Origin of the sequence: Enterobacter sp. RHBSTW-00175 (assembly GCF_013927005.1) — a bacterium.
Lineage (GTDB): Bacteria > Pseudomonadota > Gammaproteobacteria > Enterobacterales > Enterobacteriaceae > Enterobacter.
Genome location: NZ_CP055930.1, coordinates 870,567 through 891,407, shown reverse-complemented (window position 1 = coordinate 891,407; position 20,841 = coordinate 870,567). Strand labels below are relative to the sequence as shown.

Annotated in this window: 15 protein-coding genes; 7 read left to right on the top strand and 8 right to left on the bottom strand. The window is 57.3% G+C overall.

Annotation, left to right across the window (positions count from 1 at the left end; genetic code table 11):
* Positions 1-5 precede the first annotated feature (5 nt).
* The 4 genes from HV107_RS04150 to HV107_RS04135 all read left to right on the top strand — a co-directional run bounded on the left by HV107_RS04150 (position 6) and on the right by HV107_RS04135 (position 4,586).
* On the top strand, positions 6-1,550 hold the full coding sequence (locus HV107_RS04150; protein WP_182062171.1) for a xanthine permease: 1,545 nt from the start codon (positions 6-8) through the stop codon (positions 1,548-1,550).
* An 80-nt stretch (positions 1,551-1,630) separates the two neighbouring features.
* Complete coding sequence (locus HV107_RS04145) at positions 1,631-2,581, top strand: carbamate kinase family protein (RefSeq protein ID WP_182062170.1); 951 nt, start codon at positions 1,631-1,633, stop codon at positions 2,579-2,581.
* 16 nt (positions 2,582-2,597) lie between these two features.
* Positions 2,598-3,977, top strand: coding sequence for an amidohydrolase family protein (locus tag HV107_RS04140; RefSeq protein WP_182062169.1), 1,380 nt, complete (start codon positions 2,598-2,600; stop codon positions 3,975-3,977).
* Between the two features lie 120 nt (positions 3,978-4,097).
* Positions 4,098-4,586 (top strand): hypothetical protein, encoded by a 489-nt coding sequence (locus tag HV107_RS04135; RefSeq protein WP_182062168.1) that lies wholly within the window; start codon positions 4,098-4,100, stop codon positions 4,584-4,586.
* Here HV107_RS04135 and HV107_RS04130 read toward each other — a convergent pair.
* A complete protein-coding gene (locus HV107_RS04130; RefSeq protein WP_182062167.1) occupies positions 4,583-5,185 on the bottom strand; it encodes a short chain dehydrogenase in 603 nt (200 codons plus the stop codon). The two genes, HV107_RS04135 and HV107_RS04130, sit on opposite strands and share 4 nt — an antisense overlap.
* A 98-nt stretch (positions 5,186-5,283) precedes the next feature.
* Here HV107_RS04130 and HV107_RS04125 point away from each other — a divergent pair, with 98 nt between their 5' ends.
* Positions 5,284-6,192 (top strand): LysR substrate-binding domain-containing protein, encoded by a 909-nt coding sequence (locus HV107_RS04125; RefSeq protein ID WP_182062166.1) that lies wholly within the window; start codon positions 5,284-5,286, stop codon positions 6,190-6,192.
* Between the two features lie 108 nt (positions 6,193-6,300).
* On the opposite strand, the gene HV107_RS04120 is transcribed toward HV107_RS04125, so the two are convergent.
* From HV107_RS04120 to HV107_RS04105, 4 genes are read right to left on the bottom strand one after another with little or no spacing between them, the layout of a single operon-like run.
* Positions 6,301-6,660: a hypothetical protein gene (locus HV107_RS04120; protein ID WP_182062165.1), complete on the bottom strand. Its 360-nt coding sequence runs from the start codon at positions 6,658-6,660 to the stop codon at positions 6,301-6,303.
* A gap of 11 nt (positions 6,661-6,671) precedes the next feature.
* Positions 6,672-14,603, bottom strand: coding sequence for a hemagglutinin repeat-containing protein (locus HV107_RS04115; RefSeq protein ID WP_182062164.1), 7,932 nt, complete (start codon positions 14,601-14,603; stop codon positions 6,672-6,674).
* On the bottom strand, positions 14,596-15,144 hold the full coding sequence (locus HV107_RS04110; RefSeq protein ID WP_182062163.1) for a toxin-activating lysine-acyltransferase: 549 nt from the start codon (positions 15,142-15,144) through the stop codon (positions 14,596-14,598). The genes HV107_RS04115 and HV107_RS04110 overlap by 8 nt, the downstream gene beginning before the upstream one ends.
* The gene (locus HV107_RS04105) at positions 15,144-16,766 is read right to left on the bottom strand and encodes a ShlB/FhaC/HecB family hemolysin secretion/activation protein (protein WP_182062162.1); all 1,623 of its coding nucleotides are present in this window, start codon (positions 16,764-16,766) and stop codon (positions 15,144-15,146) included. The genes HV107_RS04110 and HV107_RS04105 overlap by 1 nt, the downstream gene beginning before the upstream one ends.
* 488 nt (positions 16,767-17,254) lie before the next feature.
* Here HV107_RS04105 and HV107_RS04100 point away from each other — a divergent pair, with 488 nt between their 5' ends.
* Both HV107_RS04100 and HV107_RS04095 read left to right on the top strand, forming a co-directional pair.
* Complete coding sequence (locus tag HV107_RS04100) at positions 17,255-18,436, top strand: PLP-dependent aminotransferase family protein (RefSeq protein ID WP_182062161.1); 1,182 nt, start codon at positions 17,255-17,257, stop codon at positions 18,434-18,436.
* An 87-nt stretch (positions 18,437-18,523) separates the two neighbouring features.
* On the top strand, positions 18,524-19,033 hold the full coding sequence (locus HV107_RS04095; protein ID WP_182062160.1) for a DUF6622 family protein: 510 nt from the start codon (positions 18,524-18,526) through the stop codon (positions 19,031-19,033).
* Between the two features lie 3 nt (positions 19,034-19,036).
* Here the strand turns inward: HV107_RS04095 and nudI are convergent, their stop codons facing one another.
* The 3 genes from nudI to HV107_RS04080 all read right to left on the bottom strand — a co-directional run bounded on the left by nudI (position 19,037) and on the right by HV107_RS04080 (position 20,775).
* Complete coding sequence (gene nudI / locus HV107_RS04090; protein WP_182062159.1) at positions 19,037-19,462, bottom strand: nucleoside triphosphatase NudI; 426 nt, start codon at positions 19,460-19,462, stop codon at positions 19,037-19,039.
* A 75-nt stretch (positions 19,463-19,537) separates the two neighbouring features.
* Positions 19,538-19,789, bottom strand: coding sequence for a HigA family addiction module antitoxin (locus HV107_RS04085; protein WP_182062158.1), 252 nt, complete (start codon positions 19,787-19,789; stop codon positions 19,538-19,540).
* A 548-nt stretch (positions 19,790-20,337) separates the two neighbouring features.
* Positions 20,338-20,775 (bottom strand): hypothetical protein, encoded by a 438-nt coding sequence (locus tag HV107_RS04080; RefSeq protein WP_182062157.1) that lies wholly within the window; start codon positions 20,773-20,775, stop codon positions 20,338-20,340.
* Positions 20,776-20,841: the final 66 nt, after the last annotated feature.

Here is a 20,841-nt window from a genome sequence, read left to right as displayed (position 1 = left end):
CATCCATGAAAAACATGAAACTGGAGTGGAAAAGAGGTGACTGGGCGGCATATTTCGGGTTGATGACTAACAACCTGACCAATTTGCTGACCATGATGGGGTTGCTCATTTTTGTCGTTGGCATCCCGAAAGAGATTGTTTATGGACGCATCGCGCCAGCCTTCGGGCTGGCGGTACTGGTCGCGAGCATTTGCTATGCGTGGTTTGGCCTGCAAATGGCGCGCCAGACCGGGCGTAACGACGTTACCGCGCTGCCGTCCGGCCCGAGTGCACCTTCTATTTTTACCGTGACCTTCCTGGTGCTGATGCCGGTCTACCAGCAAACCGGCGATGCGGATTTTGCCATCCAGATTGGTCTGGTGTGGTGCTTCGTGGAAGCGATGATCCTGGCGGGCGGTTCGTTTTTAGGGGAAACCATCCGCAAGATGATCCCGCGCACCGTGCTGCTGTCGTGCCTGTCCGGGCTGGGTCTGCTGCTGCTGGCGATGAACCCGATGCTTCAGGCCTTCGAAGCGCCGACCGTATCGTTCATCGTGCTGCTGCTGATCTTCATTAACTGGTTTGGCAAAAAGCCGATCTTCGCCAAAATCCCGACCGGCCTGCTGCTGTTGATTGCCGGTACGGCTCTGGCGTGGATCTCCGGCCTGCAAAGCCCGGAGGCGATTAAAGCATCTATGTCGTCGTTTGGCTTTAACCCGCCGCAAGTGCATGTGGAAGGCTTCCTGCAAGGGCTGCCGCACGCGCTGCCGTACCTGGCATCAGCGGTTCCTCTTGGGCTGGCGAACTACATCTTTGACCTTGAGAACATCGAAAGCGCCCACGCGGCGGGGGATGAATACCCGACCCGTAAGGTGATGCTGGCGAACGGTCTGGCGTCGATGCTGGGCTGCCTGATGGGCAACCCATTCCCGGTGACGGTCTACGTGGGCCATGCTGGCTGGAAAGCCATGGGGGCAAGCATCGGCTACACGCTGGCGTCCGGTGTGACCATGTTCATCGTACCGCTGTTCGGGCTGGGGGCGTTTATGCTCGCCATCATTCCGATGACTGCCATCGTGCCGATTCTGGTGTTTATCGGCGTGGTGACTGCCAACCAGGTGGTGAGGGAAACGCCCAAAGTGGAGGTGCCCGTTATCTTCATCTGCCTGTTCCCGTGGATCGCCAACTGGGCGCTGACCATGATGAACAGCGTGATGGGGGCTGCGGGTACTAATGCGGCGAAAATCGGTACCGATGTGCTGCACAGCAAGGGCATCTACTACGAAGGGCTGATGCATCTGGGCAATGGCGCTCCGCTCGCCAGTATGTTGTGGGGCTGTATCGCCATCTTCTCCATCATCAATAAACCGCTGCGTGGTGCAATTGCTGCCGCTGTCGGGGCGTTGCTGGCACTGTTTGGTGTGATCCACGCGCCGGTGGTCGGCTTTGCCGAAGGCAGTTCGCTGATGTTCGTCACTGCGTATCTGATGATGGGTGGCATGTTTGTGGTGAAGCATGTGCTTGATAGCCGTGAAGTGGCGAGCGCTGCGGCACCGGTTTCTGAATCCTGATAATGCCGTACCTTCCCCCTCTCCCTGTGGGAGAGGGCCGGGGTGAGGGCACCAGATCGCACCTTCTCAAAGGAACAAAAATGAAAGAGCTCATGGTCGTTGCCATTGGCGGCAACAGCATTATCAAAGATAACGCCAGCCAGTCGATTGAACATCAGGCGCAGGCGGTTAAAGCCGTTGCGGAGTCGGTGCTGGAGATGCTGGCATCCGATTATGACATTGTGCTCACCCACGGTAATGGCCCGCAGGTGGGGCTGGATCTGCGCCGGGCGGAAATCGCCCACGAGCGCGAAGGGTTACCGCTGACCCCGCTGGCGAATTGCGTGGCGGATACCCAGGGCGGGATCGGCTACCTGATCCAGCAGGCGTTAAACAACCGCCTTGCCGCACGCGGCGAGAAAAAGGCGGTGACCGTGGTGACGCAGGTGGAGGTGGATAAAAACGATGCAGGTTTTACCCATCCTACAAAGCCAATCGGTGCGTTCTTCAGCGAAGCACAACGCGATGCGTTACAGCTTGCGCACCCGGACTGGCATTTTGTGGAGGATTCTGGCCGGGGCTATCGTCGCGTAGTGCCCTCACCGCAGCCGTTAAGTATTGTTGAAGCCGATGCCATCAAAACGCTGACACAAAAGGGATTTGTGGTGATCGGCGCCGGTGGTGGCGGTATTCCGGTTGTCCGTACTAAGCAGGGGGATTACCAGAGCGTGGATGCGGTGATCGATAAAGATCTCTCCACCGCGCTGCTGGCGCGCGAGATCGGCGCGGATGTGCTGGTTATCACCACTGGGGTGGAAAAAGTGTGCGTGAACTTCGGTAAGCCGACTCAGCAGGCGCTGGATACGGTGAACGTGGCGCAGATGACACGCTTTATGCTGGAGGGGCACTTCCCGGCGGGCAGCATGCTGCCAAAAATCGTCGCCTCACTGGAATTCCTGCACCACGGCGGCAAGCGGGTGGTGATCACCTCGCCGGACTGCCTGCCAGCGGCGTTGCGCGGTGAAACCGGCACCCACATTGTGAATGCATAAGCAAAAGGAAGAAAAGATGAGTGAGAATAAAAGCCGCCGTGAATTTATCAGCCAGAGCGGCAAAATGGTCACTGCCTGCGCGCTGTTTGGTGCTACCGGCTCTGTCGCGTATGCTGCGGATCCCGCGAAGCAAATCTGTGAGACAGGCAAACCCATGAGCATCACCGCAAAACATTACTATCTGGATAACGTCCTGCTGGAAGCCGGGTTCAATTTCGACGGCAGCGTCGCGACCAGCACCCGCACCGAGCTGAAAACGCTGGAAATCAAAGACGGGAAGATAGTCGCCCTGCGGGATAACAAAAGCCACGCCGATGCCACGCTGCCGCACTACGATGCGGGCAGCAAGCTGATGCTTCCGGCGATGCGGGACATGCACATCCATCTGGATAAAACCTTTTACGGCGGTCCGTGGCGTTCGCTGAATCGCCCGGCCGGGACAACCATCCAGGACATGATCCGCCTGGAGCAGAAGCTGTTGCCGGAGCTGCAACCCTATACCCAGGAGCGAGCGGAAAAACTGATCGACCTGATCCAGTCGAAAGGCTCCACCATTGCCCGCAGCCACTGCAATATTGAGCCGGTGTCCGGCCTGAAAAATCTGGAAAACCTGCAAGCCGTATTATCCCGGCGCAAGCCCGGTTTCGACTGCGAAATTGTCGCCTTCCCGCAGCATGGTTTGCTGTTATCCCATTCCGAAAAGCTGATGCGCGAAGCGATGCAAGCCGGGGCGCACTACGTCGGCGGGCTTGATCCTACCAATGTGGATGGGGCGATGGAAAAATCCCTCGACACCATGTTCCAGATTGCACTGGACTACAACAAAGGGGTGGATATTCACCTGCACGAAACCAGCCCGGCGGGCGTGGCGGCGGTGAATTACATGGTCGAAACCGTGGAGAAAACGCCTGAGCTGAAGGGCAAGCTGACCATCAGCCACGCCTTCGCGCTGGCCACGCTCAACGAGCAGCAGGTGGATGAGATTGCCACCCGCATGGCGGCGCAGCAGGTGACCATTGCCTCTACCGTGCCGATTGGCACCCTGCACATGCCGCTGAAGCAGCTGCGTGATAAGGGCGTGTTTGTGATGACGGGCACCGACAGCGTGATCGACCACTGGTCGCCGTACGGCCTGGGCGATATGCTGGAAAAAGCTAACCTTTATGCCCAGCTGTATATTCGCCCGAACGAGCAAACCCTTTCCCGCGCACTGGGTATCGCCACAGGTGACGTGCTGCCGCTCAACGACAAAGGCGAGCGCGTGTGGCCAAAAGCGCAGGATGATGCCAGTTTTGTGCTGGTGGATGCCTCCTGTTCCGCCGAAGCCGTAGCGCGCATTTCCCCGCGTACCGCGACCTTCCATAACGGTAATCTGGTCTGGGGATCAGTGGGCTAATGTGGTGCCGGGTGGCGCTTACCCGGCCTACGGTTCGGAGATTTTGTAGGTCGGGTAAGGCGAGGCCGCCACCCGACAATGCAGTATACTGCTATGCACATTCTTAAAGAGGGTTCTGTCATGGCGCAAAACATCTACGACAACCCGGCGTTTTTTGAAGGCTACGCCCAGCTTCCACGTTCGGTGCACGGCCTGGACGGTGCGCCGGAGTGGCCATCACTCAACGCGATGCTGCCAGAGCTGGATACCTTGTTTGCAAACGTTCAGCAAGCGCTCAAACCAGGCGGCAGTCTGGTCTTTTCGATGGAACACCCGATCTACACCTGTGCCACTCGTCAGGGCTGGCTGACCGACGACAACGGAGAGCGTTTCTGGGGCGTGAATCACTATCAGGAAGAGGGGCAGCGCGTAAGCAACTGGCTGGCAGAAGGGGTGATTAAATACCACCGCCCGCTCGGCACAACGCTCAATACGCTTATCAGGGCGGGTTTAACGATAAACGAAGTCAATGAATGGGGGCCAACACAGGCACAGATTGATGCCTGGCCTGCGCTGGCCGAAGAGGCTGAACGCCCGATGCTGGTGTTGATTTCAGCCCGTAAGGCTTAATAACCCACCTTATACACCCGCCCGCTCTGCACACCTTCCACACTGCGGCGATAGGCCTGGGCCACGGTCGCCGCTGGCACACTTTCAAAGCCGGGGAAGAAACCATCGTACGCTTCGGCGGATTCGGTAAGCACCGTCGGGCTAATCAGGTTGATACGAATACCGCGCGGCAGTTCACAGGCCGCCGCGCGGACAAACCCTTCCAGCGCAGCATTCACCGTGGTGGCATTTACCCCCTGAGCAATCGGTTCGTGTGCCACAATTCCGCTAATCAGGGTGATCGAGCCGCCCTCGTTCAGGTAGTGCTGGCCGGTCAGCGCCAGGCGCACCTGCCCCAGAAGCTTGTCCTGCAAGCCCTGGTTGAAATCGCTGTCTTTCATCGTGGCGAGCGGGCCAAAGAACAGGCCGCCGCTGGCCGAGACAATGGCATCCACCGGGCCGATTTTTTCAAACAGCGCCTGCACGCTCTCCTGCGAGGTGATATCCACCTGATAGTCACCCTGCGTACGCCCCACGCGGATAACCTCATGGCGACGACTTAACTCTTCCGTTACTGCACGGCCAACCGTACCGCTGGCACCAATAATGACGATTTTCATAGCAGACTCCTTTATGTTGTGAGCCCTCATTCTTTAATAAATAAAAAGTCAGATAAACTGGGCTAAAGTTAGATGATTACTAATCAGGGGTTTGCAATATGGATAAGCTTCGCGGCATGGAGACGTTTATCGCCGTGGTAGAGAGCGGCAGTTTCACCCTTGCCGCATCGCGCCTTGAGATGTCGGCGGTGATGGTCGGGAAGTACATTGCGTTGCTGGAGTCTCAGCTGGGTACGCGCCTGCTGGAGCGAAACACGCGCCGCCAGAGCCTGACTGACGCCGGACGAGTCTATTTCGACGAAGCCAGGCGGGTGCTGGAGCAGGTGTCGGTGGCTGAACGCGCCGTTGAACGGCTGCGCGCGACGCCCGCTGGAACCTTGCGGGTATCCGCGCCCACGTCGTTCGGTGGCTGCGTGATTGCCCCGCTCACCGCCACGTTTTTACAGCGCTACCCGGAAGTGCGGGTCGAGCTGGATCTGACTAACCGGATGGTGGATCTGGTGGATGAAGGCGTTGATCTGGCCATTCGTATTGGCGACATCCATCACGACGATCTGGTGGCGAAATATCTCTGCCCGTATCGGATGGTGATTTGCGCCGCGCCGGAGTATCTGGCCCGTCACGGCACACCGCAAACGCCCGCCGACCTGGTGGATCATCTGTGTCTTTCGCACACGGTCTGGACCGCGCGCAACGAGTGGCGGCTACCGGGCGTGGAAGGGGAAGTGCGCTGGAAACGCGATGCTATCTTAAGATGTAACGACGGCTACGGACTGCGCATGGCGGCAAGAGCGGGGGCGGGGTTACTGCTGCAACCGGAAGTGCTGGTGGCGGAAGAGCTGGCGAGCGGCAGGCTGGTGCGGGTGCTTGAGGATTACACCCCGGAGCCGAGGCCGGTACATCTGCTTTGGCGGCAGGATTTACGCCCGCTGCCAAAGCTTACGCAGTTTATTGCGCATATTATGCAGGCATTGCCTGTTGATGCTGCGCTTACTGGGTCTACATAACTGTCAGAAACGATAACCCACGGCCACGTTAAAGCCGTTAATCCACATAATAATGCTCATCCCGATCGCCGTTCATATGGATACTCCATGTCAGGTGAATCGGTCATGTTAATTCGGGCACAGCCCGGTCGGGGCTTTAAGCGGCCCGCACTCATCGTAGCCGTAGACCGTATAGCCTTTCGCTTTCATGCAGCTTGAGATTTTCTCTTCTCTGGCAACCACTTCCTGAAGCGTTTGGCCCTGACGGGCGCTGCCGCCGTTATAGCTGCCGTCGTCCAGATTGGCCGTTCTCTCTACGCCACAGCTGTAGAGATCTTCTTTACGCTGAGCGGTGTCGGTACGCCCGGTTTTATCCAGCTTCTGGAAGGTCTGGGCGTATTTCACATACTGGTAATCGGTTGAGTCCATATTGCCCACCACGCAGCCGGTGAGCAGGAAGGGCAAAAGAACAAGCAGACTTTTTTTCATGGTTCGCTCACTCACTGAGAGGTTGAGAAGATAAATTGCAGTAGCTCTGGCGACACCAGCTCGCTCATGGCAAACGGTGTGGCAATCGGAATAGCTGCGACGGTCCAGGTATTGGCCGCCACGTTAGCCAGCGGGCCGCGACCTCGGGCGGTATTCCCTTCACCATCATAAAAACCGGGCAGCTGACCGCCCACCAAATCATGGGTACCGGCGTAGCTTTCCACCAGATCGTCGAGGAAGGAGCCCGGCGAATAGGTCCACGAGTTCATCATCCCCACGCCGCCCTGGAACCCGCCGGTCGGGCCGTACAGCCCGCCAGATAACGTCCGGTCTTCCAGCAGGGCGCCGAATGTCTTATGACGTTCATCCCCTTTGTACTGAACCCTGCCTTTGTCGTCGAGAATAAGGGCGTGATTGTTATTCTCATCATTTACGCAGCGGACGTTGTTATCGCCGCAGATGAAGTCGAGGCCAACGCGGACGCCACCGAGCTTAACGCCGTCGTAAAGCCCGTCGCTTGGCCCGGAAACGTTGCTGATTTCATTGCCGTCTTTGTCGACAACCCCCGGGAAGAGCAGGGAGTTTTTCAGCGTCTCTTCACGCATTTTGGTCGCCGCCAGCGACAGGGTGCCTTGAGTAATCGCGGCATCCGGCGATCCGGCCACCACGCCGACCAGCGTTTGCAGGAAGCGGCGCTGATATTGCAGCTTGTAGATATCCTCTATCGCCGCGTCTTGCTTCGCTTTATCGCCGGTTTTGATGGCGTCCTGAAGATCTTTACGCGCAGCGGCCTGCTTGTCATCGAGATATTCGCCAATCTGGCGATTCGCATTCTCTTTGAAATCACGCGTCACGCTGACTTGCAGGTTCAGTTCTTTAAACACCTCGTCTCTGTCGAAGTTGTTCTTAATCGCCCCTGAGTTCGCCGCGGCGGTTTCGGTGGTGATATCCGTTTTCACACCATCGACAGCCTGCTGCTGCGCGTCCGGGTTGGTGATGGTGATATTACCGGTGTTAATCCCGCTGCGGGTAGTGCCGCTGTCGTTCCCGCTGTCGTGACCGATACCGAAGGTGACGTTTTTATCTTTTCCGGTGTCAGGGTTGTTGCTGACCGAGGCACCAATACCAAAGCCGTTGCCTTCGAATTCCGAGGTATTGTGAACGTCGCGCCAGCTCAGCGTGCCGGTGCTGAACTGGTTTTTCCCGGCAAGCTCGGCGCTTTCACTGGAGGTAATCAGCCCGCCTGTCAGGTCGGTATTGCCTTTCACGTTGATGTTATAGCCATCGTTACCCGCGAAGACGCCGGACTGCTCCTGCACCGAGGCGTAGTTCGCATCCACTTTCGACTGGCCGTAGTTGCCCGATGCCGCAAAGCCGTAGCCCACGGTGACCTGGCCGCCCATGCTTTTCTGCTCGCCTTTGTAGGTCATGGTGTCCTGAAGGCTTTCGATGTACAGGTTATCAGCGGTGATATCAACGCCTTTGCCCAGCAACTGCCCGCCGCGCAGGGTGGTGTCGCCGCCGCTGATGATGCGGGTTTGCCCGTCCATATCACCCACGTGGCTGTTGCGCCAGGAGACTTCATCCCCGTTGCCGTAACCTTTGCCTTTGTTGGCGCCTGCGGTTACGCCAAAGGATGCGCCGCCCTGGCCGTAGCTCACCGCTATCCCGGCGTTCCAGCCGCTGGAGTTGTCGGTGCTGCGGTCGTGGCTCTCCTGCTGCGCCGCCAGAATATTGATGTCGTTATCAGCAAACAGCGTGGTGCCCTGTTTGCCGCTCACGTCCGAGCCGATGATATTGATGTCAGACTGCTCACCGCCGCCGGTGGCGACCACCACGGCCTGCTTCCCGGCATTCACTTTACTGGCCAGCGCCGTGGTGCTGTCGTTGGTCTGGGTGTGGGTCTGCTTGCTCTCGCCGTAGGTCAGCGAGACGCTGACGTTCTGCGCAGCCGCCTGTGCACCGTTCGCCATCACGCCCTGAGCAGCATTCATCATGGTGTTAGCCGCCCGCGCGCTATCCCACGCGGCGTTTGCGGCGGCCATCATGTTAATGCGATCGTCGTTGCTTTGTCCGACCTTCTCGGTCGATGCAATCACGCTCTGGAGCGCCTGCACCACGGGTACGTTCACCGCGAGGGTAAAGCCTTTCTGCTCAACGGTGCGTTTGTACTGTGAGGCATAGGTGTTTTGCGCCGCCTCGATGGTGACGTTTTTACCCTGGATCGCCACGTTGCCGTTTGGTGAGGCAACCGTGCTGCCGGTCTGGCGGTAGTTGTTACCCGCCAGCAGGACGGTATCGCCATTCAGACTGCCGATCGTCGAACCTTGTCCCGCCAGCGCCTGACTTGCCTGGTCGGTGGTTTCTTTGCGCGAGCCCACGGTAAAGCCAATGCCGCCGGAGGCCATCAGGCCGGATTTTTTCTCCTCTTTCAGATGGGTTTCGTTATTGCGCCCGCCCATGCTGGTGAGGGTTAAATCGTTGCCTGCCCGCAGCGCCACGTCGCCCGAGCCAACCACGCTGCTGCCCGCCACGCTGAGATCGTTTCCGGCAGCGATGTTCACCGAGTCTGCGCTCAGTTCGCTGCCCTGAACGGTTTGTCGGTCTACCGTGTCGCGGGTTTTGGTGGTGGTTTTGGATAAGAAGCCGTTGCCGCCCACCACTTTATGTTTCTCATCAAGCTGGCTGTCGTTGAGCACGCCTTCGATATTCACGTCATGCTTCGCGGCAGCGGTCAGCGCACCGTCAGAGGTGATTTGCGCCCCGCGCACGTTGATGTCGTTATTGGCCGCCAGTGCGACGCCGCCCACGCCCTGTACGGTGCTGGCGTTGTGGTCTGTGCTGCTCTGTTTGAGGGTGTTATCCGCATCCCAGACCAGATTGTCGCTGCTGGCGGTGGTTACGGTGTTCAGGTTCAGGTCGCGCCCGGCCACCAGCTGTGCTTTGCCGTTTTCGCCGCTGGCGATCACCTGCGCCCCGGTGAGCGTAATGTCGCGCCCGGATTGCAGCGCCAGCTTGCCGTCGTCGCCCTGCACGTAAATGCCGGAAACGCTGTCGATGGCGGTGCGGGTAAAGCTGTTTTCGCCGTTAACGCTCTGCCCGCTGGTAGTGGTGGTCGTGACGTTAATATCGCGCCCGGCGTTAGCCAGCACGCTGTTGTCGCCGACAATCGCCGCGCCGATGTTGTTGATATCGGTACGTGCGTTGAGGTTCACGTCTGTGGCCTGAAGCGTGCCGGACTGGTTGGTGATGTTGTCCGCATCCAGTTGCAACACCTTACGCCCGGCAATGGTTCCGCTGTTAAACAGATCGCCGTTGAGCTTCATCGACACGTTATTCCCGGCAATCAGCGCCCCGGAGCCGTCGATATCACCCTGTTTCACTTTGGCGTAAACCTGTGGCACCAGCACGGTCTGCATCGAGCCGTCCGGCATTTTGACCCGGGTATTGACCAGCCAGACGATATCGCCGGTCAGCAACGCCATTTGCTCTGGTGTGAGCGCCACACCCAGCTTCAGGGAATACTGCTTGCCGAAGGTGATACCTTTGTCCATCAGCGATTTGAACTGATCTTCGTCATTGGTGAAGCCATCCAGATAACGCTGCCCGGTAATGCCAACCACCTGTTCGCGCACCAGACGCTGCTCGTAATAACCATCACCCAGGCGCTTCAGAGTGTTATCGCCATCGTCGGTGAAGGCATTTTGCATGTAGTCACTGCCAAGCCACTGCCGCTCGTTGGTAAAGCGCGGATCGGTTTCCACCAGATACGGCACGTCGGCGTTCGGGTTGACCCTGAACAGGCTGTTGTCCGGCAGGGTGGTGTTCGGGCCGATAATGCGGATTGCACCGTCGGCTGGCGTCACCTCAAACTGCTGTCCGGCAGGCGGCGTGACCGGTTCGCCCGGCGAGACGGTCTGCTCAGGCGTGGCGTTGACGCCTGCCGCCTGACCAATCGCCACATTGGCTCCCTGCAACACCAGCGGGGTAATGCTGAGATTGCTGCCCTCTACGCTGCCATTGCTCACAAGCTGGCCCGGCTTCAGAGAAATGCTCTGAATTGCCGTTGGCGGGGTGTACACGGTGCTGCTGCGCCCCTGTTCGTCATCGCCCTTGTGGCGAATACGGTAGTAGTGGGTCACGGTGCCGTTATCGGTGGTATAGCGCTCGCCGGTTACATCGTCGTTTTGCACGCTGCCCAACTGGTCAATCAGCAGTGTACCGCCTGCGACAACCTGACTCTTGTCGTTAAACAGGCGGTCGCCCGTCAGGGTCATATTGCCGCCCGCGAGGATCTTCGCCGGGTCGCTCTCTTTGATGCGTGTCTCTTCAACGGTACGGGTGTAGTCGTACTGGTTGAAGTTGTCGTTACCGTGGCCACTCTTTTCCGGGGTGTTGAGATTACGCAGGCCATCGGAAGAGTTACCGTCAACCCAGACGCCTTCATCGCCCGCTTTCCAGCGGCTGGTGGAGCCGGTGTGCTGGTATTCGGTCAGCTGTTCTTGTGAAACCAGCGCCACTTCGGTTGAGAAGTTATCGTTGATGTTATTGATCTGCGAGGCGGCGATGGCCATATCCCCCGCTGATTCAATGGTTGAGCTGTGGTTGTTGATGGCCTGAGTCTGGCCAACAGGCGTACCGTTCTCATCCAGCGCGCCGCCAATGTGCATTGACCCGGCACTGTAAATCAGCCCGTGGCCGCTGTTGTTCAGGGTCTGCACGCCCAGATCCACACGCTCGCGCCCGGCAAGCGTGGCCGCCGTGCCGTTTTCTGCCAGGTTGTTGAAAGTGATGGCGTTGACGCCTACCGTATCGCCATAAAGACGCCCGGTGCCGATGTTGGTCAGCGTGTTGGCGTTGATACGCGTGGCAATACCGTCGATCAGGCCATAGTTCAGTACCGCGCCGGAGGCATTCAGGGTGGTGCTTCCGGCATTAATTTCACCGCTGGCAACGTTAGTGAGACTGGCGCTTTGCACGTTCAGCGCGCTGCCTGCCATCAGCTTACCGCTGTTGGTGATATCCCCTGGCGTGGTGAAGGTGAGATTGCCGTTGGCAAGGGTGCTGCCGCTGAGGGCGACGCCGTTTGCGCTGCTCAGGGTCATATTCCCGAGCGATAACAGCTGGCCGCTGCCATCGAGGCTATCAGCCTGTACGTTGAGGTTTTCACCGGCTTTTAGCGTACCGCCGCCATTGATGAGGTTCAGCCCGCTACCGCGGGTATCAAGCGTGCCCGCTGAAGAGAGGACACCGGCGGTGTTGTTCAGCACGCCGTTGTTGCGGATCGTCAGCGCGTTGTTCGCCAGAATGCTGCCGCTCTGGTTGTCGAGCGTCTCTGAATTGAGGGCAACATTCTGTGCCTCCAGCCCCTGATTTTCGCCCTGGGTGTTCTGATTGACGACGTTAAGCGCCGTGACCGTCAGCTGTTTACCACTGCGGATAAGCCCGGACGCGTTATCGACCAGGCCTCTGGCGCTGTCGAGCAACAGGTCGCCAACGGTCTGGATCTGCCCGCCGCCATTTTGCAGGCTGTCGGTGTGCAGTGCGGCATCCGACTTGCCAATAATGCGCCCGCCGCTGCGGTTATCTACGTTGTTTGCCGCGATATCGGCTGCACCCGTGGCGGCAAGTGTACCTGCCTGGTTGTTCAGGCTGCCTGCCGAGAGGTTCAGTGCATCCAGGCTGTTGAGCGTGCCTGCGCTGTTATCGAGCGCGCCAGTGGTCAGGTTAATGCCATTGCCCTGAAGCACGCCCGAAGTGTTAAGCAGCTGGCTCGCCGCGTTGAGCGACAGACCATCGGCTGCCGCCAGTTGCCCACTGGTGTTATTCAGCGTATCGCCTGTGAACGCGAGGCTGGCACCGGAGAAGGTGGTGCCGCTGGTGTTATCAAGCTCACCGCCTGCAAGCGTCATCGCGCCGACCGATTTCACGGCACCGCCGGTATTGTGCAGCGCGGCAAAGGTGGCGTTCAGGCTCTGGTTCGCGCCAATCTGGCCGCGGGTGTTATCCACATCTCCGCTGTTAAGCGCAAAATTACCGTCGCTGGCAAGGAAGCCATCCTGGTTATTGATAGCGCCGCTGTCAACATTGAGTGCGCCCTGAGAAAGCAGGGAGCCGGAGCGGTTATCAAGCGTGCCGCTGCCCAGCGTGAGGGTAGTGCCACTGGCGACAATCACCCCTTGCTGGTTGTTCACGTCACCCGCAGTGATGTGCTGGGTTTTTGCCGCTTCGATACGCCCTTTGGTGTTGTTTACGCTTTGCTGGCTGCGAATTTCACCGTCGCCTGCGGCTGCGGAAATCAGCCCTTGCTCGTTATTCAGGCTGCCGGTATCAAGCCCGGTTTTCCCCGCCACGGCAACGATTTGGCCTTCGGTGTTGTTCAGCGCATCCGCGCGAAGCTGCACGCCATTCGCCGCGCCAATCTGCCCCTGCTGGTTATCAATATTGCCCGGCAGTGTCACCGCAAGTGCGCCGCTGCCGCTCTGGAGCAGCTTGCCTTTCTGGTTTGCCAGATCGTGAGCGCTGACGTTCACCGTCTCAGCGCTCAGCGTACCGCCGGTGTTATTGAGCGTTTTACCGGTACGGACCGTCAGCTCGCTGGCGCGGACGTTGGCGCTGGCGGTCGTCACATCCTGCGCGCCACCGTCCAGGGTGACACGTTTACCCTGAGTCTGGCTGCCGCTCACATCCACGCCCTGACCGCTGGCGCTGAGGTTGCCCCCGGCCAGCGTCTGGCCGTGGGCGCTGAGCTGCCCGCTGGTCGTCAGCTGTAAATCACCGGCATCCGACAGCTTGCCGTCGGTGTTCACCCCGGCGGCCAGAACGCTCTCTTTGCTACTGGTCAGGCTTGCTGCATTGACCTGCACGTTGTTTGCCGCCGTCAGCACGCCGGTGTTGGATACCTCGCCAGCGGTGCGCAGGGCTGCGCTGTCGCTGGCGCGAAGGGTTCCGCTGTTTTCGATACGGCCATCGGCAGTGAGGGTTACGCTGCCAGCCTGCGCGCCAATGGCACCGGCATTGCGCACGCCCACGCCACGCTCGGTGCCGACCATGCGAATTTTACCGGCGTACATGCCGCCAAGACTGGAAACATCCACCGCCAGCTGTGGACGCGTGGCGTCATCATCGCTGCCTTTTTCGATTTTCTCGTGGGCGGCATCGACCTTGTTGCGCCCGGTGGTGATTTTCAGATCCTTCGCCCACAGCCCGGCGTTGACCTTCACCGAGCGGGCGATGATATCGGTGTAATCTGCGCCGGAGGTATCCATCCCGTTACCGTCCACCACCACTTCACCGCGCTCGACGTTAAAACCGGTGAGGTTGCCGTCTTTCATCTGCGCCTGGCCGGTAGTGAGCGTGGCGCGGTTGGCATTAATAAAACCGCAGCCGCTACAGGTGATGCCCGCCGGGTTGGCGATCACCACCTGCGCTTTTTTCCCTGCCACTTCAATCATGCCGTTGAGTTTGCTCGGATCGCGCGAGCTCACTTCGTTAAGAATGACTTTGGCTTCCCCTTTGGCAAGCCAGGGGTTACCCGCCACCATGCCGCCGAGGTTGGTCTGCACATTTTTGTGGGAGTTATTGAGTATCGCGCCGTTTTTATCCACGTCGAACTGGGTGTAGTTGTTGCGTGATACCCCGGCTTTGGACGGCGTCTGAATGTTCACTTGCGGCGTGCCGTTGGCGCTTTTGATGACCGTCGGCTGCTGGTTTTTCGGTGCGCCATTGTTAGCGACAATGGCCGCGTCGGCGCTGTGTATGGCTCCCATTGCCATCCACAGGCTAAAGCTCAGGGCGCTCACCTTGCCGACAAGACGACTATGGGTGTGACCGATGCCGGAAGAGCGGGACGAACCGGCGCGGCCAGAGCGGGCGATATCCGCCACGACCATCAACATGCCGCGCGCTTTGTTAAAGACAATCCGGTACAGGTTCTTATTCATGGTTCGTTCCTTTCAGCGCTTCCGGCAGATTAACGGTGAGCGGGTGTTTCAGTTGCCATTCGCGTGCGGTGGTACGGCTGATGTGTCCGCCGTGGAACATCACGACACGTTTGCCGCGCTCTGCGCCACGGTGATAGAGCGCGCGCCAGCAGTGGTCAGGGAAGATGTCGTTGCAGATCAGTTTTTTGATGGCGCGGGTGTGGCCAAAGGGGGCTATCCAGTCGCAAAACCACATCCTGTCCCCACTGTCCCAGTCCTCTTCTTTCATCTCAATCGACGGGCGGGTGAGGTAGCGCGCTTCAGATTCTTCGTTAAGCCAGGCCCAGCTCAGGAAAAACACCGGGCGTTCGTTTTCGCTGATCAGAACGTACTGGCGGCGTTTGATAATGGGCAGCAGCAGCGTTGGCAACGCGTGCAGGGGCGCATCCCGGTGCATGGGCGAGTGCATCCACAGCCAGACGGTGGCACCCAGCACTTCCGCTTCGCTCTCTTCGCCGCCGAGGATCAGCGGGGCTTTGATATCCAGATTTCCGATGCGCATCACCAGCTCCAGTTGAGGTTAAAACCGAGGGTAAGGTTGCTGGTGGTGAACCCATCCGGCTTCGAGAACGGCGTGCCGGCAAACAGGTCATACCCGGTGTTGAAGGCGCTGCCGCGCAGCCCCACCACGCCGCCCGCCAGATGTTTGCCAATCAGGTAGTCCGAGCTGTAACCGCCCACTTCACCGTAATCCGCGCCGAGATAAAGCTCCTGGTTTGGCAGCGGTGTGCTCCAGGCCAGGTCGTTACGCACGTACCAGCCGTGGCTGGCATTCAGGGTGCGTTCCCCGTCAAAGCCGCGCACCGTCCAGCGGTTACCGATGGCAAACTGATCCTGCGGCGTCAGCGGCGTGTTGCTGATTTGGCGCTGGTACTGCACGTTGTAGCGGAAGTTCTGTGAGCCAATTTCAAACGGCAGATCGAGCTGGGCGCTCAACTGGGTAATTTTGCTCAGGGCGGTGGCATCGCCGGTAAATTCTTCCGGGGCAGGCTGCGCGCCAAACCAGCGCGTACCACGCTGGTAGCTGATGCCCGCGTCCAGCGTGGCCTGGCCGATGTAGTGGCGATGTTCCAGCCCCACGCGCCAGCCCGCCGTCTGACGTCGCTGCACGCCCACTTCGGTGTCGTCGATGTAGTTGCGTGTTTCGCGCGCGAGCACGTCGTACGTGAAGGTGGTTTTTTGCGAGCCGCTGCGATGCAGAACGCGGCTTAGCTGCACGTCGAGGTTTTTGCTTTTGCCGCTGTAGCGGTAATCCCCGTTCAGCCCGGCGATGGTCTGGTGGTAGTCGTAGTCACTGCCGGTAACCCCCAGCATCCAGTAGCCAAACGGCACCGAGTAGTGCGCGGTGTAGTTTTTGCTGCCCTTGCCGCTTTTGTCGTTAAGGTCGTGGCTGGCGGAGACATACAGCAGATCGCTCAGGGAGAAGGGGTTATCCAGGGACAAGGTTACACCGCCCTGGTAGCGCCCGGTGGTTTCGGTTCCTGCGTCGTCCAGCGACAGCCCAAGACGCCACATCTTGCTCTGCTTACGGGTGATCACCACATCGCTCTCGCCGGGTTTTTCACCGGGCAGGATCTCCATGCTGGCTTCCACGGTGGGCAAGCGCTGTAAATTCTCCAGCCCCTGCTCAATGTCTCGCAGATCCAGCAGATTTCCCTCGTGAGCAGGGAAGGCGCTGTAAAGCTGGATGTAATCGTCGCTCTCTTTGGTGAGCGTCACGTGGCGAACATAGCCCGGGACAATCGCCAGCTTCAGTGTGCCGCTTTTTAAATCCTGAGAGGGTGCGAGAACGCGGGTGGTTATCCAGCCGTGATCGACAATGCGGTTTTGCATCGTACTCATCAGCAGGTTAATGCCTTTGCCGCCAAGACAACGGCCCTGAGCCTGATCGGCAAGGCGCTGCAACGGCAGCCAGTGGGGAAGGGCATCCTGGCCGCTCAGCTCTACGCGCTGAATAGGGAAGCAGGGCGTTTCGGTGGGGAAATCAATCCTGCCAAAGCTTGATGATGGCTCCGAAAGACGCACATCCGGGACGGGCGGCGTCAGTTGCTGCTCAAGTGCTTTCTGACGTTGCTGCTGAATAATAAACTGGTTATTCGGCTCAGCAGCATGGGCAGAGAGCATTAAAGTCAGGCCAGTGGCTGTGGATATTATTATCGCTATATTTTGTCGGGCTATCATCAAACGTTCCGCGCAATGTAAGGAAAATGGATGCAATGTGAATTTGTGTAAGATTGTTTAAATAATGGCGAGGTAATTAAAGGGGGAATAATCCTAAAGCTCGGAAGATTCCGAGCCTGAATATCCTTAAATCTGGTAGGTCAGGTGAAATTGAGGAATATATTTGCGTTTGGCGCAGTGAGAAAAAATATATCCTTGCCCGATACGTGGTGTTATTTATTCACCAAATTCCCTGAGCGCGAATGGCGTGGCTTCGCCTGGTGGTTAATGTGGCTAATTTTCATTATTCTGGTTTGTTGTGCTGTCTCGTGGCGGGTGTTGACGCACTTGCAGGCAGAACATTCCTGCGGTCAGCGTTGAAAAGGGTTATCAAAGCGATCTGCATATGATACTAAGATTGAGCACATCATAAAAAATAAGGTTACAAGAGAATGTCTGTTAATAAACTCGCCAGCAGTGCACAAGGCCTGCAATCATCTGCCATCCGTGAATTATTAAAACATAGCAAAATGGCGGGAGTAATTTCGCTGGGCGGTGGTATTCCTAATCCGGCGCTTTTCGATCACGAAGGCCTTAAAATTGCCGCAGATGCCGTTTTATCACAGCATTTTGGTGAGGCCTTTCAGTATGGTCTGACAGAGGGTGTTCCGGGCCTGCGCGAGGCAGTTCAACAGATTTGTATTGGCCGTGGAATTACCTGTAAAGCTGATGATGTGGTTATTACGTCCGGTTCGCAACAATCCCTTGATGTGCTGGCCCGCGCATTAATTAACCCAGGCGATATCGTCGTGGTGGAACGTCCTACTTATCTGGCTGCTTTGCAGGTATTTGGACTGGCGCAGGCGCAATTTGAATCGGTGGGCACTGACGGCGACGGCATGATTGTTGATGAGCTTGAAGCGCTGGTCGCTAAAAAGACCATCAAAGCGGTTTATATTGTCCCGACCTTTGGTAATCCTGGCGGCGTAACGCTGTCTGAAGCTCGTCGTAAACAGCTGGTGGAATTATCTCTGCGTTATGACTTCGTGATTATTGAAGATGACCCGTACAGCGAAATTAATTACACCGACGAAGTCTTCCGCCCGCTGATTGCTCATGCCAAAGATATTGGCAATGAAGAGAACGTGGTTTATACCTCCACCTTCTCTAAAATTCTCGCCCCGGGAACCCGTGTGGGCTGGGTGCTGGTGCCAGAGTGGCTGAAACGCGCGGTGGTGAATCTGAAACAGACTACCGATTTGCACACCAGTACCCTGTCGCAGCTGATGACCTATGAATATCTGAAGACTGGCCGTCTGGCGGATCAAATTAAAATGATCCGTGAAGCCTATCGCCAGAAATATCAGACCTTCGCCAGCGAGCTGGAAGCGGAGCTGGGTGATGTGATGTCATTCCATAAGCCAAAAGGCGGCATGTTCCTGTGGGCGAAAATGAATAACGGCATTAATACGACCCGCTGGCTGGAAAAAACGCTCAGTAACGGCGTAGTATTTGTACCGGGTGAGTTTTTCTATTGCAACGAGCCGGATCATACGACGCTGCGAATGTCGTTTGTTACGCCAACGGATGAGCAGTTGAAAGAGGCCGTACGCCGCCTGAAAATATCACTGTAATTTTCCCTGCCCATTGTGGCGTTTGCGCCGCAATGGGCAATACTGATCCGGGTCTTAACGTTTTGTTATTCCGCCACGGTGAGCAACATGTCTGAATTGATTATCGGTATCCTGACCCATACGCCCGTCTGGGTGTGGGTGCTGTTTATTTTTCTGATATCTCGCGGGATTAAAGCCCGTAAACCCGCCATTGTGACGCTCGAAAAACTCGCCATTATTCCTGCGATTTTTCTGGTCTGGGATATTTACGACCTGGTGATTTACCGTCAGCTTACTCTTACCACCGTTGCTCTGTGGATTGCAGGAATAGTGGCGGGCGCAGCGCTCGGCTTCATGCTGATAAAGTCGGCTGCCATTACGCGCGCTGCCGCACCGCGCAGTATTTCCCGACAGGCGGATTATTCGGCGCTACCGTTTATGATGCTGGCGTTTCTGGTGAAATATGTGCTGGGTGTGATGAGCGCCATTTCGCCGCAAACATTGCAACAGCCTGCCATGAGCGCATTCGCCATTGTCTCTGGTGGGGTGTTTGCGGGGGTGTTTATCGGCAAATTTATCCGGTACACGAGCGTTTTTCTCGCCCGCGTACCCGCGTGAGGATTACAGCAACCCTTTCTGTGCAAAGGTGATACGCGTGGCTTCGTTCAGATCCAGAGCTTTAAGTGACTCCGGCTGTACCCAGGCTATCTCCTGAAACTCTTCATTAAACGTTACTTCACGGTTGGCACTGAAGCAGTCGAAGATCAGGTAAATCATGTAAATCTCTTCCGTGCTGCCGTCGGCGTAGGTTTTCACGCGGATGTCATCGCGAAAGGCCCAGGGCTTCACGTCGGTTATCTCCAGCACTTCGCCCAGCTCTTCGCGAATTTCACGGCGTAGCGCCTGCTCCATGGTTTCTCCTGGTTCCATCCCGCCACCGGAAAGCGCCCACTGGCCGGGGAATACCCCACGGTCATCGGCCATTTTGCACAGCAGATAAGCCCCGTTGTTCTGAATAATCGGACAGACAATCGTACGTTGACGCATGGTTTCTTCCTGAAAAATGAGAGTGGTTTATGGTAGCAGGTACGTGGTGCCAGGTGTGTTACTGGTGGCTGATTTTCACCGTGGGTTATCAGGATTTTGTTGTAGGTTCAGCCAGAATTCGACACTGGTGTCGAATGTCTTTGCGAGACGGGAAGCCATATCTGCGGTAAGAATGATTTTATTGTTGATCAGCGCGCTGGCTGTATTGGGGTCTACGTTCAGCATATCGGCCAGATCGGAGATTTCCATATTAAGCGGTTTAAGATACTCGTATAGCAACACATCGCCTGGTCCGGTGGGTATACGTAGGTCTTTATGGTTATTCATGATTAATACCTTGTTTATGTGTGTGGTCTGACGCACGCATCCTGTGGGAGAGGGAATGCGATCACGGACTGTCCCCTCTCCTTTTGGGAGAGGGTTAGGGTGAGGGGGAACATACGGCTGTGGTGGTCATTCCGTTCACTTTATGTTCCTTGCTACTCTGTTACTACATTACCGGTGAACGTGCCAGGGTGGCTCACCGCCACCACCCTGGCAACCCGGGCTCCCGGCAAGAAAATCGTCGCTACGCGAATTGTTCGCCCCATCCCTGGGGCTCACCCCTTCGGGGCCAGCGCAGGCGCTGTCCAAAATTGCTCCCGGCAATTTTGTCCTCAGCTTATTCCTTTCGGCTTTCGGGTCGGGCGCGATGCAGCGTCCATGCAAGTCGCGCCCTCTCGGCGCATCCATGCGCCTCGCCCCGGCCTACAGGAAACGCTTCGGCGATTTTCAGCCGGACCATGGAGTCGCTGTAAGCATTTTATTTTAATGAAGTTATTTAATCGCTTATCGAGTAGGCCGGGTAAGGCACAGCCGCCACCCGGCTTTGACATTTAACCCAGTAACGCGACGCCAGCCTCTGTTCTCAGCCAGCGCGGAGCTTTTAACAGGTCGGCAAAATAACGGGTCAGTTCAAACAGTAAATCACCCATCACGCGGGCTGATTCAGGGGCAAGTGCACCACTGATAAGTAACTGCGTGATCTCCTCGCAGTAACGGTTGAGCTGATCGGATTCTGTGGTAAATGCGGGGGCATGATCGGGAAAAACATCCACGGTAAGACGTTCCTGTAAATATTCAGGAACCGGCTCCAGCAGCATGGGGCGGAGCAGGGCGAGGCTGGTGGCAAGACGGCCACAAAGAGCCATTTTTCTTGCGGGATCGGTTTCTTCTACCAGAGCCTCACAAAAACGTTCGCAGTTGTCGGCAAGGTCGATGAAGTCGGTGTTGTGATTGAATGGGGTAGTGAAAAGTGCGTTACTGGTATTCATATTCTTCTCCAATCAGTTGATAAACCGACCAGGGAAATGCCAATTTCCCTGGTGGCAGGTCTGAAC

Bases quoted from the DNA above. Each gene is read 5' to 3' on its own strand.
- HV107_RS04150 (WP_182062171.1), top strand. From the start codon at position 6: ATGAAAAACATGAAACTGGAGTGGAAAAGAGGTGACTGGGCGGCATAT.
- HV107_RS04145 (WP_182062170.1), top strand. From the start codon at position 1,631: ATGAAAGAGCTCATGGTCGTTGCCATTGGCGGCAACAGCATTATCAAA.
- HV107_RS04140 (WP_182062169.1), top strand. From the start codon at position 2,598: ATGAGTGAGAATAAAAGCCGCCGTGAATTTATCAGCCAGAGCGGCAAA.
- HV107_RS04135 (WP_182062168.1), top strand. From the start codon at position 4,098: ATGGCGCAAAACATCTACGACAACCCGGCGTTTTTTGAAGGCTACGCC.
- HV107_RS04130 (WP_182062167.1), bottom strand. From the start codon at position 5,185: ATGAAAATCGTCATTATTGGTGCCAGCGGTACGGTTGGCCGTGCAGTA.
- HV107_RS04125 (WP_182062166.1), top strand. From the start codon at position 5,284: ATGGATAAGCTTCGCGGCATGGAGACGTTTATCGCCGTGGTAGAGAGC.
- HV107_RS04120 (WP_182062165.1), bottom strand. From the start codon at position 6,660: ATGAAAAAAAGTCTGCTTGTTCTTTTGCCCTTCCTGCTCACCGGCTGC.
- HV107_RS04115 (WP_182062164.1), bottom strand. From the start codon at position 14,603: ATGAATAAGAACCTGTACCGGATTGTCTTTAACAAAGCGCGCGGCATG.
- HV107_RS04110 (WP_182062163.1), bottom strand. From the start codon at position 15,144: ATGCGCATCGGAAATCTGGATATCAAAGCCCCGCTGATCCTCGGCGGC.
- HV107_RS04105 (WP_182062162.1), bottom strand. From the start codon at position 16,766: ATGCTCTCTGCCCATGCTGCTGAGCCGAATAACCAGTTTATTATTCAG.
- HV107_RS04100 (WP_182062161.1), top strand. From the start codon at position 17,255: ATGTCTGTTAATAAACTCGCCAGCAGTGCACAAGGCCTGCAATCATCT.
- HV107_RS04095 (WP_182062160.1), top strand. From the start codon at position 18,524: ATGTCTGAATTGATTATCGGTATCCTGACCCATACGCCCGTCTGGGTG.
- nudI (WP_182062159.1), bottom strand. From the start codon at position 19,462: ATGCGTCAACGTACGATTGTCTGTCCGATTATTCAGAACAACGGGGCT.
- HV107_RS04085 (WP_182062158.1), bottom strand. From the start codon at position 19,789: ATGAATAACCATAAAGACCTACGTATACCCACCGGACCAGGCGATGTG.
- HV107_RS04080 (WP_182062157.1), bottom strand. From the start codon at position 20,775: ATGAATACCAGTAACGCACTTTTCACTACCCCATTCAATCACAACACC.